Here is an 18,007-nt window from a genome sequence, read left to right on the forward strand (position 1 = left end):
ATTAGTCCAGCACAATTTCTTGTGCAGGTGCACGGAGATTATAGTTGGAACTCATACAATGGCCGTAAGCGCCTGCATTGGCAATCAGAATGACATCATTTTCCTGTGTTTCAGGCAGTAAGCGATCATAGCCTAACGTATCACCTGATTCGCAAATAGGGCCTACAATATGAGCAAAATTTGTTTTTTCGTCATTTAACCGGGTTAAATTAACAATCTCATGATAAGCGCCATAAAGAGCGGGGCGCATTAGTGTATTCATTCCTGTTTCAATCCCGATAAAGTGTGTTTTTCCCTTGGTTTTACACTGCGTCACTTTGGCAAGAATAACAGCGCTTTCGGCCACAAAAAATCGCCCGGGTTCCAGCCAGAATGATAGATGGGAAAATTGTGATTTAATAGCCATTAACGCATCATCCATGAGGTCCAGATCCAAAGCCTGCTGACCCGGTTTATCGATGATACCAAGTCCTCCTCCCAGGTTAATAATTGTTGCAAGCGGGAAATGAGTTATTAAATCAGTCAGCATATGAGCTGTTTGTTGCCAGAGTTCAGGCGTCAAAATGCCAGAACCTGAATGGGCATGCAAACCCATCACATGGATCTTGTTTTTTTCTGTCAGCAATTTGACTTGTTCCAGATCCTGTTTCGGAATACCAAATTTTGATTCACTTCCTCCTGTGCAGACATATTTATGATGTCCCGCGCCGCTGCCAGGATCGATACGCAGTAAAATACGTTGGTTCTTAAAAAGTTCAGGCCAGCTTTCGAGTGGATAGAGGCTATCGATAGTAACGTGACAACCCGACAAGAGAGCTGAAGCATATTCGGCTTTGGCAGCAAAATTGGGAGTAAAAAGCAAACGATTTTTATCGATGTGCGGAAATAAAGTTAAAACATGTTGCAGTTCTTCAATGGAAACACACTCAAAGCCAATACCTTTCTCGTACAGCGTTTGCAAGATAGCGGGGTGGGGATTTGCTTTGACTGCATAAAACAATTGATCGATGGATCGGAAGGCCATGAGTTCCTCCGCCTTGGCGGCCAGTGTTTGACGATGATACACATAACAAGGTGAATGAGCTGTTGCCAGATTCAGCAATTTTTCCCTTTCCTGCTCCCACCAGGGCGTGGCTTGTAATGGAAGATTGCCGAATTCTTCTCGCCAGCTTTTGGAGTAGTAAAAACTTTGTGGATTATTTTCAATGAGAAGCGCATGAAGTTTTTGACACAATTTATCGGCCTGAGATTCATCTACAACAAATGTCAGATTTAAATCATTTGAAGCCAGGGACATCAGGTAGACTTGTTGAGCATCGAAAACCTCCAGCGTCGGGCCAAGTTGCGGTAAAACGGTTCGAATATGATGTCCCACCAGACTTACGGCGCTACAAGGTTCAATTAATCTGGCCCGCCCAAAGCAGTTTAAATCAGCTAATAAGACATCCAACGCGCACCGTTCACGCAGTTTTGCGGTACTATCCAGCGAAAGAGTAATATTAAATTCGGAGGAAGAAAGTAAATCAACCGAAAACCCGTGGCGTTTAAATACAGCAAAGACATCGGCTAAAAAACCAACCTGTCGCCACATATGAAGCGTATCAATAGAAATTAAAACGATATTACTTTTAACCTGAATCGATTTAATAGGGGGTGCTTTGTCATCACTTTCTTGCGTAATTCTTGTGCCCGAATGATCTGGCATTCGCGTGAATTTAACGATCATGGGAATCCCTGCCTTGCGAACAGGGGGCAGGCAATTAGGATGCAGAACTTTACCCCCCATCGTGGCAATTTCCTGTGCCTCATCATAATTTAGCTGCTTCAGGAGACGGGCGTTGGGCAGTTGATGAGGATTAGCCGTGTAGATGCCCGGTACATCAGTCCAGATTTCACAAACAGCGGCTTCCAGAATCGCAGCGAGCAAGGCCGCAGAAGTATCAGAACCGCCTCGTCCCAATAAAACGGTATCTCCCTGAGAGTTGGCGGCAAAAAAACCCTGGGTGATAATGGCTTGAGCGCCGCTGTTAATTAATTTCTCGCGAAGCTCAGAGTTGACATCACTGTTACAGCGGGCTGCAAGATAATTGACTGTGTTATCGTCAGACAGGTGCGTAGAAACCAGGGCTTCGCGTACATCAAACCACAAGCAATCAATTCCCTGATTATTTAAAAAGGCATGACCAAGGCGGGTTATCATTAACTCCCCCAGACTCAATACTTGTGCCCTAATTTTTGCAGAGGCTTCTTTTAATAGAGCGATACCTGTAAGCCATTGTTCCAGCTGATGAAATTCCGGGATAATAAGTGCGGGAGAAACCTTCAGGGAATTGGCTAAATCCAAATAATTTTTTTTCAGCTCCGCTTCAATATTCTGATGTTCGTTAAGAAGTGCTGCTTCGATTGCTTTTTCCAGTTTATTCGAAGCTTGAGTGAGAGCGGAACATACAATTAAAGGTTGTGTACCATTTGCTATGTGTTGTTTAGTAATGGCAGCAATATTTTCCCATGTTTCCAGAGTGGAAACACTGGTGCCACCGAATTTGGTGATAACATGTTGCATGGTTAATGTCCGCGCAAAAAAAGAACACATTAGCACGGGTCAAGCGGGTTTTACAAGCTATCTTTATCAAAGCAATTTGTTATTTATTTATCACAGTGATTTGTACGAATTCACTGTGAATCTTATCTGTATCATATTTGATTTTAATAGGATTTTTTTTCCTTTAATCGTTGAAAACAATTTTAATTCCTTTATTATCACTGTATTTTGCAATATTTGAGATGTATTTAATGTAAGGAGTATGGAGTGAAGAGCATGCAAAAACCCATTAGAACGATTGTTAGTGCAGCGGTGATGGTAGCAATGGCAAATAATGTTGCCCACGCGGGAAGCTTTTCCCTGTACACTGAAAGCAGCGCTGCGGCAATTGGTAATTATGCGGCAGGTATAGCCGCAGAGGCAGCTGATGCTTCCACAGGTTGGTATAATCCGGCGGGTCTCTCTTTAATTCATGGTCAACAGGCCGTATCCGGTTTGGTTGGTGTATTTCCTTCATCAAAACTATCTGGTGTCAGCACCTTTTCAACACAGGGTTTTCCGGGTTTTGTACAAACTTTTCATGACCAGAAAGGGGCAAAACCGGGTTATGTGCCTTCTTTCCATTATGCTTTGCCGGTGGGTGAGAATACAACATTTGGTTTAAGTATGCTGGCTCCTTTTGGTTTGGCAACGGATTGGGGGCGCGCAGGTCCGCTTCGTTATGCTGCAACCACCAGTAATCTTTACACGGTGAATATTGCGCCGGAGGTCGGTTCACAGGTTACTGAGCATGTTGCCGTAGGTGCTGGTATTGATTTTCAATACGCACACGTCAGGTTTAATACAGTTTTAGGTTCTCCTGCCATGTTACAGGCTTTTGGTGCTCCTCCTATGGCGCTTGATTCACTTAGTTACAACTTGGGGCATTCGTTTGGTTTTGGTTTTCATGCGGGTATCATGGGCTTATTTAATGCTGATCATACCCGTATTGGACTAAATTATCAGTCGCAGGTACGACACCGTTTCACTGGTTATAGTTATCTGAAAGGACGTCTGGCAGATTTGACTCCTGTTGTCACCTCTCCTCTTGACATCATTGCGGCTGATCCTGGAGCAAGATTTTATAATAATGCATTGTCCAGCAATAATATTACACTTCCTGATGTGGTTACTTTAAGTGGTTATCAGGATGTTAATGAAAATTTAGCTGTTTTGGGTTCGGTTGTTTACACGGGCTGGAAATCGTTACAGTCCATTGAATTACAACGTGTGGCTGCTTATGCACCTGTAGCGGGTCAGGTTTTGGTCAATTCTACTACTACAGAAAACTATCGAAATACCTGGCGTTTTGCGGTAGGAGCTAATTATCATGTGAATCAGCAGTGGATGTTGCGTGCAGGTACAGGTTATGATCAAACGCCTACGCAATATCCTGAGAGAGATATTCGGGTTCCGGATAGTAATCGTTGGGCCGCTTCTGTTGGCGCCCATTATCAGGCAAGACCAAGTCTTGGTGTTGATTTAGGTTATACTCGTTTATTTTCTATTGGAAATTCCAGAATTAACAAGACCATTATAGCGGGTAACACGAGTACATATAATGTGAGTGCCAGAAATAAATCCTATGCTGATTTAGTCGGTGTTCAGGCAGTATGGACTCTTGATGAGCCAGTACCTGTAGATACTAAATAATTTGAGCTTGTCCGCTTTAATACCATGCTCGCCTCAGTGATGATAGCTGGGGCATTTTCCTGGATAATTAATAACAGGTTAATTTATCAACACTTGATTGACGCATTCATGTCTATTTGAGTTGGTACTAACAAGGTTTACGTACTGCGGTTTATTCCTGAGAGTTGGCCACAAAAAGTAACGATAAGCATCTGTATTATTTTGAGTCATTCCCGTGAAAACGGGAATCTATTCTCGACTTACCTCATCACTTTGTCTGAGAAATGATCCCCCGTCTTTCGCGGGATGACATTAATAAAAATCAAAGGAAGTCAAATAATTTCAAATAACTCAAGTACCCATCCAGAAGATCTCTCAGGGGCTTGTTCGCGGCACATAGAGTTTGCAAGTGGCAATTAATATTTCAGGCTAATGAGAAGGAAGGCTTGTCTGTTACGATTATTTTACTAGTCAAAAGGACTTCGTTTTTTAGTCAATGTCATTTCACCGGGTCCATTCACAACAAGAGTATAGCCATTTAGTGATAAAGACTTGGGAGTAATGTCTCCTGTTTCTATGTCAATTGTCACTTTGCCCAAGTCAACAGGATTAGGGGTATCGATTGCTACTTTAATTACAGCAGGGCATTTAGTAGCCGAGGTGTGACCATAACAAGCCATTTTCACGAAGGGCCAATCTAACAAACCATCATCATGAGCCTGAGCAGGTGCTGAGGAGGGAATGTAGCCTGCAAAATAAGTATTGGAGCGAACATTTGTGGTATTGTGAGTCACTAAACGAGAGGGGCTTGCCGCAACTACAGGGGCACTTATAATTAAAAGGGTTATTGTCAGCGTCTTTAGTAAATTCATCACTTCTCCAAAAAATTCAGATTAAATTATTTTATTGTTTGCAGACAAAACATTTAATTTTGAGCGTCAAAGCTTCCTCTCAGTTTGTTTACCGCATTTTAAGGATGGTTATTATAAACTGAATTAATATAGGATCAACAAGGTATATAAAGCGCTGAGAATAGATATTTTCCGAGTTTAATAAATTTATCTTTATTTAACTCCCAATATTCTGCCATTATTTAGTCAATCCATGCTGTTTTTCTAACATTAAGTGCTGTGCTTTAATCTCCTCAATTTGATATTTAAGAGTTTCAGTGTTAATAGGTATTGTTTTTTGCTGAAAAAAAGATTCAATATCATCAAAATAAAGTAATAATGTAGTATCAGTTGCTAATTTTTCATTACCTGATAATACCTCTAGAAAAACATTGATAGCCTTTACATAGTTGATATCCTTATTGAGGTTTTGATTTATTTTTTTAAAATAATTATGATCTTGAACGAACGCTATTTTGGAACCATACTTGGAAAATAACTGACACATCTGGTCATATATGCGTCCCTTAGAACCATATGCCTTCTCTAATAAAGTAGTTAAGAAATTTTTCAATTCTTGCAAGATAGGGATATGGTTGAACGGAATATATTTAATGAGCTCTATTTTAATAATTGATATATCTTGAATATTTAAATTTTTCAGGTAAATTTTTTTGAGGCTATTAAAAAAACAAGAATCTAGCTTAGCGGAGTAAACGATGAACCGACAATCCAATTCATAGACCTCTGAAAGTAAGTTATATATCACACTTTTTTTTGAAGAACTCTCATACTCTCCACGCTGTTTTTCTAACATTAAGTGCCGTGCTTTAATCTCTTCAATTTGATATTTAAGAGTTTCAGTGTTAATAGGCATTGTTTTTTGCTGAAAAAAAGATTCAATATCATCAAAATAAAGTGATACTGTAGTATCAGTTGCTAATTTTTTATTATCTAATAACATCTCTAGAAAAATAGTGAAAGCTGTTACATAGTTTACACCCTTATTAAGATTTTGATTTATTTTTTTAAAATAATTATGATCTTGAACGAACGCTACTTTGGAACCATGCTTGGAAAATAACAGACACATCTGACTATATATGGTTCCCTTATAATTATCTCCCTTCTCTAATAAAATAGTTAAGAAATTTTTCAATTCCTGCAAGATAGGGATATGGTTGAACGGAATATATTTAGTGAGCTCTATTTTAATAATTGATATATCTTGAATATTTAAATTTTTCAGGTAAATTTTTTTGAGGCTATTAAAAAGACAAGAATCTAGCGGGGGGGTATCCTTCTTGCACTGACAATCCAAATCATAGACCTCTGAAAGTAAGGTATATATCATATTTTTTTTTGAAAAAGGCTTATACTCTGGCTTAATATCAAAAAAATTGAGGCTAAATTTTGCTTTTGCATTGGAAGTTGGTTTATTAAAAAAATTTTGCCATAGTTTTTCTTTGGATGCCCAAATATTAAACTGTTTGGAAATCATTAATAAATTAAAAAGATCAACAGGTGAAAGTCTTCCGAATAAAGAATCAGAAATCCATATTTCTTCTGGAATATTTCTCCATGGTTCTTCTGGCTTTTGTGAAGAACCTATTAAAGGAGGTTCAAGAGCTTCATATGGAATTTGAGCAGATTTATGTCGATTTTTATTTCTTATACTTTTTAAAAACTGGATCATAAAATTTCCCTGTGATGATAATTACACGTATTCAGCCCTAAATTTACCGAGATGAAATCCCTTATTTTAATATTTAAAATAACTACTCAACATACTATTTTTATTGAACCCAGGAACTCAATTAATCAGCTTTTAACAAGCGAGCGATATCTTTAGCAAAATAAGAGATAATTAAATCTGCGCCAGCCCGTTTAATAGCTAACAAACTTTCAACGATAGCCTGTTCTTCATTCAGCAATCCCTGAGCGGCAGCATTTTTTAGTATGCTGTATTCACCACTCACCTGATAGGCACATAAAGGAATTTCGGGGTAGTGTTGCTTAATCCTGAAAATAACGTCAAGGTAATTCATGGCGGGTTTTACCATGAGCATATCAGCGCCTTCTTCCAGATCAAGTATCGCTTCACGCAATGCTTCATTGGCATTAGCCGGGTCCATTTGGTAAGTTTTTCTATCGCCAAATCGGGGGGCGCCATCAGCCGCTTCGCGAAAAGGGCCATAAAAACAGGAACTGTATTTAACTGCGTAACTTAAAATGGCGGTATCAGTATAACCTGCGGTATCCAAAGCCTGGCGAATTGCCGTGACCATACCATCTGTCATGCTACTGGGCGCTATCCAGTCCGCTCCAGCCGCCGCATAGCTGACTGCTTGCTGACTTAGCAGATCCAGGGTTTTGTCGTTGTCAATCATTTCTCCCTGTAAAGCGCCACAGTGTCCGTGATCGGTATATTCACAAAAACAGACATCAGCAACAATAAGCATACCCGGATTCATTTCACGGATGCTGCGTATAGCTTGTTGAATAATACCTGTGGAATGAAGAGAAGAACTGCCTATTGCGTCTTTATGGGCGGGAAGACCAAACAGTAAAACGGCAGAAATACCCAAGGCAGAAAGTTCTTCTATTTCGGCAGGCAGGTCGTTCAGGCTTAATTGAAATTGCCCTGGCATGCTCTTGATTTCCCTTTTCTCCGTTAGCGTTTCGCTAATAAATAGTGGCGCAATGAATTGTTGGCGATGCAGACGTGTTTCTTGCACAAGAGCCCGGGCTGCAGGAGTACGCCTTAGACGTTTTAAACGTAAGGGCAAATGGTAATGGGTCATTTTGCTCTTCCTTCACGAGTATATAATAAATCAACGCCATTAGCGTTGGTACTGGTATTGACCTGAATACTCAAAAATTTATTCAATAAATAGGTCAATGTGAGCACGTTAATATCAGATTGTGCCAGCCCAACATTATAACTTAAATACAATCGCTTTGATAAGGATTTTCCTACGACAACCGTATTACTTTCACTGATTTGATGAGTTTGTTGATTAACTACCGTACTGGTTTTTATATTAACATCAACCCCCAGAGTCTGTTTTAACTGGTTGAGTAACTGCATTCCTTTAGTACCTGAACCGAGCTTCATTGAGCTAATGGCGCTTAGCAAAATCTCACCGCCAGTGTGATCAGCTTGGGTAATAGGTTTGCCTAATAATAACATTGATAAAATATCTGCTTGTTGCAAAGTTGGTGGATTAGAAAAGAGTTGTGTTTTGATGGAATGTAAACGGCCAGTTACTTCAATGCCAACAGTCATATTATTAGCTAAATCGATGGTTTGCAGATTGCTCGAATTAAAATCCAATAGCTGATTCGAGCCGGCAAAGGACGAAGGTGTATTATTGAAGCGACGGATGGCGCGAATATGAATACCCGGATTGGCAATTTCTCCTCCGGTATAGATTAGCTGTCCTTGTTCGATGACTAAATCTTGCCCATAAGCCTGATATTTGCCATCGCGAATGGTAAGCTCGCCATTGGCATTTAAAAGACCCTGTGGCAACTTTTGCAAACGTACTGTACCGACAAGCAGTCCTTGTAATCCTTGCATATTAAGCTTGACATGATTACCCATCTCAAGCTGTACATCTGTACTGACAGGAAAGAGGCTGGGAGCCGGTTTGACTCCGGCAAAGACAGCATCTTCCGTTAATCCAACGGTTTTAGTAAAGGTCCTGGGTTTAAGTTCTGCCTCAGGGACATGAATAGTGCCTGCTATATTGATTGCATTGGGAGCAATGGTTACTGCCAGTTTGGGTGATAAGTTAACAATATATTCATCTGTTTTGATAAAAGGAATATTGTCGCCTCTAATAGTAATAGAACCAATGAACTGGGGGGAAAGTGCGCCTTGGCCGTGCAGGGTTAATAATCTTCCTTGCGATGCTAAAGATCCTTCGATATTCCATTGATTGCCGTGACTTTGCATTTTAAGTTGTACAGGATTCAAATCCAATCCTGATTTAGGGGAAAAAATTCTGGTTTTATCCAGCGTAGTGTTCCCTTCTAGAATCGGTTTGTCTAATGTACCTCGTATTTTCAGAGCGGTGTGTAATTGCCCTTCTATTTTTGTCAAAGCGGGGCCGAAATTTTCAAAAAAAGCAAGTGAGTTGATCGCTACATTAATAGTTCCCTCAATAGGCTGTTTAGTTGAAAACCCTTTTTCTAGCTGAAAGTGGGGGAGTTTTAAATCCAGAGCCAGCGATTTTTGTTTATCGACTGTTAAATTGCCATTGATGTGTAAACGGTTGGGAGTTAATTGCATACGCAGTTGACCTCCATTAAACTGTAGAGCGGATAATGAATTGCCATTCGGTAAATAATAGCTGCCTGAAGGAATGGAAATAACCAAATTTCCCTGTGTAGCATTTTTTAATGAGCCTGTAGCAACAATGTTTGTTTGTAGCCCTTTCAGAGCGGGATGCAAAAGGCCGGGTTCAGGCGCTGTGGCTTTAAGTTGCCAGGGGTAGGGTAGTGTCCCTTCTATTTGTAACTGATTTTTTCCTATCGTGACTTGGCCTTTTACCCTCTTATTTTGATAATGAACGATACCCGTTAATAAATTATCCAGATAAGCTGTTTTTACATCAGCGTTCAGGGTCAAATCCTGCAGAGAGTTACCGGTCAATTCTGTATTGAAATTGAATGGTTGAATCGATTTTTTTTGATTAAGATTACTGGATGTTGCATGAATTTTCCCTTGGAGATGAGGAATTAAAGTATTATCGTAAATGATATTTAGATCAGCGTTGCCTTGTGGTGATTTAATTAATCCGGTGCTTTTAATGCCTGCGCCTGTAGTTTGGGCATTAAACTTCCATTCAGCCAGGAAGGGTAATTGTGTGGTTGCCTTAAAATGAATAGTCAGCTCAGGTAACAGGCCCTCTATACGTAAACTGCCAGAAGGGCTGTCTATTTTTATTTCTTTATTTAAAGGCCATAAAAATTGATGCCAGTTAGAAAAAAGATGAAGCTCCTGCCCATTTCTGAGTGTTCCGTTAAGGATGAAATTTAAAGGATTAACATCACCATGCCAGTGGTAAAGCAGAATATCACCTCCTATATCCAGAGTGCCAGTCCAGTTCGGGCCGAAGGAAGCGAGAGGTTTAAACCGGAGATGTGACGATAGAGTATAAGGAAAATGCGGTTGGAGGCTTGCTGTCAAATGCCCGTTTAAACCGATGAAGTGAAAATCAAGTTTAAGCAGTTGCCAAAGTGAATTGGTGAAATGAGCCTGTAAATCGATGTCCGAGAAGGATAGGGTTATTTTATGTTTTGTAATTTGCAGTTGTTGGATGGATGCCTGATTAATGATTAAATCAACAGGTAATTTGGGAAAGTGGGGTGTTGTTTTCTCATTTTTTAGTGTTATTGCCAATTTTGTTGATTTTAGCGCATTAATTATTATTTTTTTGTGTAAAAGAGTGTTTAATTGCCATTGCATGTGAAAATTATCAAAATCCAGACTCACTTCATCGTCTTCATAACTTAGCTTATCAAAAGAGATAGTATCGATAAGACGACCTTGTAAATGAGTAATATGTAATTTCCCCGGTAAACCGAACGATGCCAGCTTGACAATAAGATACAAACCAGGTGTGGTAGTGACAAAAAAAGTGAGTACACTGATGAGTAAAATAGTGAAGAGTAACAAGCTGTAAAATAATGAGCGGATTAATTTGAGAATAGCGTGCATTTTATAAATCCGGTCCCATGTTAACTACGAATTTTGGGGTTCTGCTTTGCCATCTGAACCGGGTATCCAGAGGCCAGGCAACACCTATTTTAATCGGCCCCACTGGTGATACCCACATAAGTCCCATTCCTGCATCATTTTTTAATTGTTGATCGCGTGGTTTATAAACATCACCACTATCAAAAAAACCGACCAGATACCAGCGATTTATGGTTTCTTTTTGGATTTCCAGCCCTCCATACGTCAATATTTTTCCTGGCCCAATGGAATTAAAGGAATACCCCTTAAGGTTTTCAGCACCACCTAACAATAGAGCCAATGATAATGGCAGTTGGGTTATATCATTAATCAATGTAACACCCTGAATGGTATGGAAGTAAAATCGTGTACGAATAGCAGGAATATTCAAGGCCGCTTTGATATTTAGGGAGGTCTGTAGAAAATTTTCCTGCGATAAAAGTGCTTTGGACGCTCCTAAACCAGTCAGGGTAATATTATAGCCAGAGGGTGAAAAAAGTTTATCCTCATTTTTAAGCCAGGTAAAACTTCCTTTGGGGTAGAATGTCAATTTTTCTTCTTTGGGTTCTAAAAAATAACGATAACTTTCATAAAGGCCATTTAAAGATAAACTACGCTGAAAAGTGGATGTATTATGTCTCTGTCCTAAAGACAGTAAAGCGGCATTGCTGTAGCCTGAGTTGTAATTTAAAGAAGACAGATTACCCGTAATATTATATTGATCGTTAATGGGGTTTTTACCGGGTATGACATATTGTGCCTGGAGAGCGCTTTGAGCAAAAGAACCCAAGGCAACGAGACTGAATTTATGGCCAGCTTGATTGACGGGAACAATATGAAAGCCGGCACGTCCGCGTATACCTGTATCCGTACCATACCCTACACCCAGTGAGTAATTGAATGGTGCTACAGGCTGAAGATGAACATTCACAGGAATATAACGTGTCGTACTATTAGTCTGGGGCGTTATTGTAACACTCCGAAAATAACCGCTGCTGGATAACTGACTGTTTAAAGACAAAATTTGCTCGGAAGAATAAGGTTGTCCTTGTCGAAAAGGCACATAACGGGACAAAAGTTCGGGTGAAATGGAAGTCGGATCAAATTTTATTTGGCCAAAATAATATTGAGGGCCGGTATCAAATAATAAAGTAAGTTCAGCAGTATAACGATCCGTGTCAATACGCATTTCTGCTTTTGTAAAGGTTGCATGTAAATAGCCTTGATGCTCTGCTGCATTCATTAAATTTTGTTTTGCTTCTTCATATTTGGCGCTATTGAGTGGCATTCCTTCTCTGACAGGCAGTTCTTTTAGCGTTTTTCTTATTTCTATATTGTCAGCGCCTTCTCCTGTAATGGTTACATTGAGATGAGTAACAACCATCTGCGGCCCAGGACGAATGGCAATTCGTAAAGGTTGGCGCTGAAGGATGATTTGAGGTTTAAAATAACCATAAGGTTGCATGGCTTGCGCTATTTGCAGGCGAAGCTCTTCATCGCTTTCCGCGCTAAGTGGCTTGGCAAGTGCGAACTCAGTCAAACGTGATTCAATATTGGTTAAAAGTTCTCCTTTGACACCTGTAATAGTGAAGTGACTTTTAAAGAGAGACACACCCATCAGGAAGGGCAAGCTGAGAGTTACCACCAGGAAGCGCAGTACTTTATTGATAGATTGCTCGGAATAAATTTCAGAAGATACAACCTGTCTCAATTATCCACCTCAAGACTTTCGTCCAGTGCTTTTAAACGATAAATTAATTCCAGTGCCTCGCGAGCTGATAAATGGTCCGCATCAATTGTTGCCAATTCTTGCAGGACAGGGGATGATGATTGCACTTTAGACTGTTGAGAAGAAGGACACAGAGGCGGCACTTTTTCCTGTTTTTCTACCTCATTTAAATGTTGTTTTGCAAGCTGTAATACTTCTTTCGGAATACCTGCTAATTGGGCTACCTCCAAACCATAGCTGCGATTAGCAGCCCCTTCTTCCACCTGATATAAAAAAACGATGCGGCCTGTTGCCAGCGTGGCTTGTAAGTGAATGTTTTTTATGCAGTTAAACTGTTGAGGCAACTGAGTTAATTCGAAATAATGGGTAGAAAATAAACTGTAAGCTTGTACGGTGCCAGCCAGATAGGCGCAGGTTGCATAAGCGAGTGCCATTCCATCGTAAGTACTTGTTCCTCGACCTATTTCATCAATTAAAACCAGACTTTTGGGGGTAGCCTGACGCAAGATGTAGGCAGTTTCTGTCATTTCTACCATAAAAGTGGAACGGCCTGAAGCAAGATCGTCACTGGCGCCAATTCGTGTAAAAATTCGATCAATAGGTCCTATGCGTGCTTGACTGGCAGGAACATAACTTCCTGTGTGAGCAAGTAATACAATTAACGCATTTTGCCGCATATAAGTTGATTTTCCGCCCATGTTAGGGCCTGTGATTAACAGCATATTGTGTTGTTTTGTTAAATCTAAATCATTAGCAATGAATCCTTCCTGTAATACTTGTTCAACGACAGGATGACGACCCTTTTTAATATGAATAATGGGTTCTGCAAGAAACTCGGGGCGACACCAGTTTAGAGTTTGCGCCCGTTCAGCAAAATTGGCTAATACATCAATTTCTGCTATGGCCTGGGCCAGTTCAGTGAGTGGGACAATAAATTGTTGCATCTCATCCAGCAAATTATCATAAAGCCATTTTTCACGAGCTAATGATTTGATCTGAGCAGATAATATCTTTTCTTCAAATAGTTTTAATTCGGGTGTAATGTAACGTTCTACATTTTTTAAGGTCTGCTTGCGTTGATAATTCAAAGGGACTTTTTCAGCCTGACTACGCGGTAGCTCAATATAATAACCCTGAACCCGATTGTAGCCAAATTTTAAAGACGATAAGCCAGACCGTTGTTTCTCTGCGTTTTCGAGTTCAATCAGTTTTTCGGTGGCGTTATCATTCAAGGTTCTTAGTTCATCAAGTTCTTCGTCAAATCCACAAGCAATGACTCCACCGTCACGAATTAACATCGGTGGGTTATCAACCAAAGCACTGACTAAAAGTTCATGAAGGACTGTTTGTGGTTTAAGGTGATGAATGCGCTCTTTAATAAAAAGAGAATCGTTTCCAGCAACGATAGTATGCAGTTCAGGAAGTAGTGCCAAGGTCTGGCGCAATTGGATTAAATCACGGGGTCTTGCTGATTTTAAAGCGACACGTGAGGCAATGCGCTCTACATCGCAAATTTGTCTTAATAAAGGATGTAAAATATGATCCTGTTGTCTGGCAATGAACTCAGCTACGACCTCCTGGCGTTGTTGAATGAGGACAGGTTGGCTGAGTGGCCTGCCCAGCCAGCGTTTCAGTAAGCGGCTTCCCATCGCGCAAGCGGTGTTGTCAACTACCGCAAGCAAGCTGTTTTCTCGTCCTCCCTGATAATTTTCAAAGAGTTCCAGATGTTTTTGTGTGGCTGCATCCAGTTGCAAATAGTTCTCTGTTTGTTCCAGAGTGATTTTTGTTAAATGAGGCAAGGCTTGTCGTTGAGTTGTCTGCAAATAGGTTAACAGGCAACCCGCAGCTGAAAAGGCAACAGTATAGTCTTTCTCACCAAAAGCACTTAAATTATTGACTGTGAACTGCTCACAGAGTAATTGGCGGGAACGGTTTAAATCAAATTCCCAGCCCGGTCGAGCTTTTATCGAATAATGACGCAAACCCAGGTCAAGTGAATCCTGTAACAGGATTTCGGCAGGTCGCAGGCGATTGATTTCTGCGCGAAGTTGAGTCTTGTCGCTAATTTGTAATAAATGAAAACGTCCTGCACTTAAATCAACCCAAGCCAGACCATAGGCTTCATGTTGCCGATGAATAGCGAGTAAAATATTATCCTGTTTAGCGTCAAGAAGCGCTTCATCGGTTACTGTACCCGGGGTAATAATACGAGTAACCTGCCGCTCAACAGGGCCTTTACTTGTAGCAGGATCACCAATTTGCTCACAAATAGCGACAGATTCGCCTTTTTTTAATAATCGAGCCAAATAGCTTTCTACGGCATGATAAGGCACTCCAGCCATAGGGATAGGCTTATCAGCCGATTGGCCTCGATGAGTTAATGTCAAGTCAAGTAATTGCGCTGCCCGTCTGGCATCGTCATAAAAAAGCTCATAAAAATCACCCATACGATAGAGGAGCAGCATATCAGGATATTCGGATTTGATGCGTAAATATTGTTGCATCATCGGTGTGTGTGTGACAGACATGGCTCTCTAGGACGGTTAATTTTTTGACGATTCTAGCAAAAGTGCTTGTCCAAGTCAGTAAAAGACCTTTTAAAAATTAGTCAATGTCAGAGCATTGCAAAAAGATATTTGTTATTTAATTGTTTATAAGTCCTTCACTTAAGTAAAATTTTTGCTAGACTAAGTAAGGATGTTAATACCTTATGATCAACTACGGAGAATGATTATGAAACGTTTGGCCCTTCTGGCAGTTGCTGCATGTATGGCAGTTATACTTTCTGCTTGTGGTGAAAACACGCAAAGAAAAGTGGAAGACAGCAGTATGACTGGTACTCAACAACAGGATTCATTGGGTAATGCAGTAAAAGATACTGATTCCAAGCTGCAACCTGGTGCCACTGATACGTCTGGCTCTCCTGCTAACCCTAATCCTCCTTCTCAAACTGGTCAGTAATTTTATAAACATTAAGAGGTTAACCCCGCAGTCTGTTGCGGGGTTCTTTGCCAGGTATCTATGAACGACTTCAATAATTTGCTTCTTGAATTGACCCATGCTTTGCGCGCAAACCAACTAAAGATTGCTACCGCAGAATCCTGCACTGGAGGGTTGATAGCCGGGTTGTTAACCGAACTGCCAGGAAGCTCACTTTGGTTCGAGCGCGGTTTTGTGACTTATAGCAATTTGGCGAAACAAGAGATGTTAGGTGTTAAGGATGAATTAATCGGTTCTTATGGCGCTGTCAGCAAAGAAGTAGCGGAGGCAATGGCTTTAGGTGCTTTGTCGCATAGTGTTGCTGATATTTCTTTAGCAGTCACTGGTATTGCTGGGCCGGATGGCGGTAGTGTTGAAAAACCGGTCGGCACAGTCTGGTTTGCCTGGGCTAAAACAAATACCCTTGTTAAAAGTGAACAGTGTCTTTTTGCAAATAAGTCACGTCAGGAGGTGCGCCAACTTACCTGCGCGAAAGCTTTAAAAGAACTATTTTCTCTCGTTGGATGAGAGTATTCAGTTTTCTAAATTTTTCTAATTGTAATCTTTTAATTATTTCATTTTTTGACCAAAAAAATATTTTTTTATACAATAGGTTTTTTTCCAGTCATAGTTGAATAAAACGATGAAATTATATTATTTACGCGGGGCATTAGGAGATAAGGAGTTATTAACGAGGCATGAGGAAGCGATCCGGCAGTTATTAACGGGTGTTTATCACGGGAGTAATCTGGAAAAGCTGCGTAATCAGGAGGTATACAGTTTTCGCCTAAGTATCCGAGAGCGGTTATTGTTTACGGTAGAGGAGATACGAGGTCAACGGTGTTTGATTGTGTTGGATTATTTACCGACGCATAACTACAAGGATAGTCGATTTTTACAAGCGGGCGTATTAAAGAAGTATAAAGAGCGTCATGTGAAGGCGTATGAGGAATTGATTCAGCAGGAAGAAGATGTTGTTTTAACAGAGCAAGCGGGGGAGGTGAAGGCTGATATCTCGGCGCTGGATTATTATCAGAATCAATGGATTGCCTTGAATGTGGAACAACAGCAAGCGATAGAAGTCGCCTTGCCAGCGGTCTGTAGCGGTGTGGCTGGGAGTGGCAAGAGTTGTCTTGCATTATCGCTCATTGTGAATGAAGCGCTTAAACCTGCGGAGCCTGAAAGCCTGCCTGTTGTGTATGTGACGCGTTCAAGTCGTCTCGTTGAGGTGATGAAGGACGCGTATCATCAATTGCCTGTTGCGCGGAGTTCAGGGCGTTGTGTTCAATTTAAAACGTTTAATGAATTAGTTGCCGAAGACAGTGGCGTGGCAGAAGAGGCGTTTGTTGATGTGCATTATTTTAAGGCATGGTATGACGAGTGGCAGCGTCATCAGAAGAAGGTAGGGCGCGTTAAAAAAGAGGCCGTGTTATCGCTTGATGCAGTGAGTGCGTATCGGGAATGCCGAATTGCGAGTGGTTATTCGATGGAGGCATACAGTGCGTTGAGCGATACCTCCTCGTGTCTAGCGAAGGGGGATGGTTCACGGGCGCGTTTGTATGAGGTGTATGAGCGTTATGGTCAACACCTTGCGAGCGTCAATAAAATTGACCCGTGTTTTTATTCGTTTAAAACCCGCCACCGGTTTTATCGGGTGTTTTTTGATGAAGCCCAGGATGGCTCACTCTGCCAATTGAAGGAAGCCCTGTTATTAGCTGCCGAGCAGGGCGTGATTTTTTTGATGGACGGTCATCAGCGTTTATACGACCATTATTCAGCCCGACAATTTTTGTTTCAGCCCGGTCTGGTTCCTGAGCAGAATCATATTGAATTAACGTTAAGTTTTCGCTCGCCTTTGAGAATAATGTCGGTGGCGAACGAAGTGATTGCTTTAAAACAGGTATTAGCCGGTGGGTTAAGCGACAAGTACGAGCCCAGAAAAATAAGAGGCGCTCTGGAAGGCAAAGGGTTAGGTTGGGTGAGTATTTTAAGCCAGGAGCAAACAGGTACAGACCCCTGGTTGCAAACCCATTCCGACAAACCCTACTTTGCTGTCGTGACCCGCAGCGAGTTTTTTGAAGAAGCCAAACGGTTATTTCCCCGCAGCGTATTAATTTTAACACCGCAGGAAATCAAGGGATTGGAATATGACATTGTGGTCACGTATAAGCTCTATGATCCGCGTTTGTTTCAGTTGATACAAGCGCGTTTAAAGGAAGTGGGGGATAAAGAGCAGCCGATTCATCGTCCCAAGGCCGGGGCGAGTGATGACCGATTTAGTCTTTTTTTGAATGAATGTTATACGAGCTATATGCGCGGCACGCAAGTGCTTGTGATTTGTGAGCCTGAAGCACGGGCCGACAATCCGCTGCTTCAGAAAATCCTTCCTTTGACCAATCAAGGAGAACGCTTGAGTGATGCGTGTCTGGTGCGCGAGACCAGTGGCAACT

At 41.0% G+C, this 18,007-nt stretch carries 11 protein-coding genes; 4 read left to right on the plus strand and 7 right to left on the minus strand.

Going from position 1 to position 18,007, the window contains the following annotated elements; translation table 11 throughout:
- Position 1 precedes the first annotated feature (1 nt).
- Positions 2 to 2,563, minus strand: a complete 2,562-nt coding sequence (locus T345_RS0101585) for a bifunctional aspartate kinase/diaminopimelate decarboxylase (protein WP_028387794.1) — start codon at positions 2,561 to 2,563, stop codon at positions 2 to 4.
- A gap of 246 nt (positions 2,564 to 2,809) precedes the next feature.
- Between T345_RS0101585 and T345_RS0101595 the strand changes: the two genes are divergently transcribed.
- Complete coding sequence (locus tag T345_RS0101595) at positions 2,810 to 4,234, plus strand: OmpP1/FadL family transporter (RefSeq protein ID WP_028387796.1); 1,425 nt, start codon at positions 2,810 to 2,812, stop codon at positions 4,232 to 4,234.
- 446 nt (positions 4,235 to 4,680) lie between these two features.
- Here the strand turns inward: T345_RS0101595 and T345_RS0101600 are convergent, their stop codons facing one another.
- From T345_RS0101600 to mutS, 6 genes are all read right to left on the minus strand, one after another.
- Positions 4,681 to 5,085 (minus strand): hypothetical protein, encoded by a 405-nt coding sequence (locus T345_RS0101600; protein WP_028387797.1) that lies wholly within the window; start codon positions 5,083 to 5,085, stop codon positions 4,681 to 4,683.
- 217 nt (positions 5,086 to 5,302) lie between these two features.
- On the minus strand, positions 5,303 to 6,799 hold the full coding sequence (locus T345_RS0101605) for an F-box protein (protein WP_028387798.1): 1,497 nt from the start codon (positions 6,797 to 6,799) through the stop codon (positions 5,303 to 5,305).
- Between the two features lie 121 nt (positions 6,800 to 6,920).
- Entirely contained in the window at positions 6,921 to 7,907 is a 987-nt protein-coding gene (hemB, locus tag T345_RS0101610) for a porphobilinogen synthase (protein WP_028387799.1), read from the minus strand.
- Positions 7,904 to 10,831, minus strand: coding sequence for a translocation/assembly module TamB domain-containing protein (locus T345_RS14470; RefSeq protein WP_051555081.1), 2,928 nt, complete (start codon positions 10,829 to 10,831; stop codon positions 7,904 to 7,906). Before T345_RS14470 ends, hemB begins: the two co-directional genes overlap by 4 nt.
- A gap of 1 nt (position 10,832) precedes the next feature.
- Positions 10,833 to 12,560: an autotransporter assembly complex protein TamA gene (locus T345_RS0101620; RefSeq protein ID WP_242604531.1), complete on the minus strand. Its 1,728-nt coding sequence runs from the start codon at positions 12,558 to 12,560 to the stop codon at positions 10,833 to 10,835.
- Complete coding sequence (gene mutS / locus T345_RS0101625; RefSeq protein ID WP_028387801.1) at positions 12,557 to 15,106, minus strand: DNA mismatch repair protein MutS; 2,550 nt, start codon at positions 15,104 to 15,106, stop codon at positions 12,557 to 12,559. The genes T345_RS0101620 and mutS overlap by 4 nt, the downstream gene beginning before the upstream one ends.
- A 205-nt stretch (positions 15,107 to 15,311) precedes the next feature.
- Between mutS and T345_RS0101630 the strand changes: the two genes are divergently transcribed.
- The 3 genes from T345_RS0101630 to T345_RS0101640 all read left to right on the plus strand — a co-directional run.
- Entirely contained in the window at positions 15,312 to 15,539 is a 228-nt protein-coding gene (locus tag T345_RS0101630) for a hypothetical protein (RefSeq protein WP_028387802.1), read from the plus strand.
- A gap of 60 nt (positions 15,540 to 15,599) precedes the next feature.
- Positions 15,600 to 16,085, plus strand: coding sequence for a CinA family protein (locus T345_RS0101635; RefSeq protein WP_028387803.1), 486 nt, complete (start codon positions 15,600 to 15,602; stop codon positions 16,083 to 16,085).
- 115 nt (positions 16,086 to 16,200) lie between these two features.
- Positions 16,201 to 18,007, plus strand: a 1,807-nt coding sequence (locus tag T345_RS0101640; RefSeq protein ID WP_028387804.1) for a helicase domain-containing protein, incomplete at its 3' end; no start/stop codon positions are given.

Source organism: Legionella fairfieldensis ATCC 49588 (assembly GCF_000621525.1).
In the GTDB taxonomy this organism is placed as follows: Bacteria; Pseudomonadota; Gammaproteobacteria; order Legionellales; family Legionellaceae; genus Tatlockia; species Tatlockia fairfieldensis.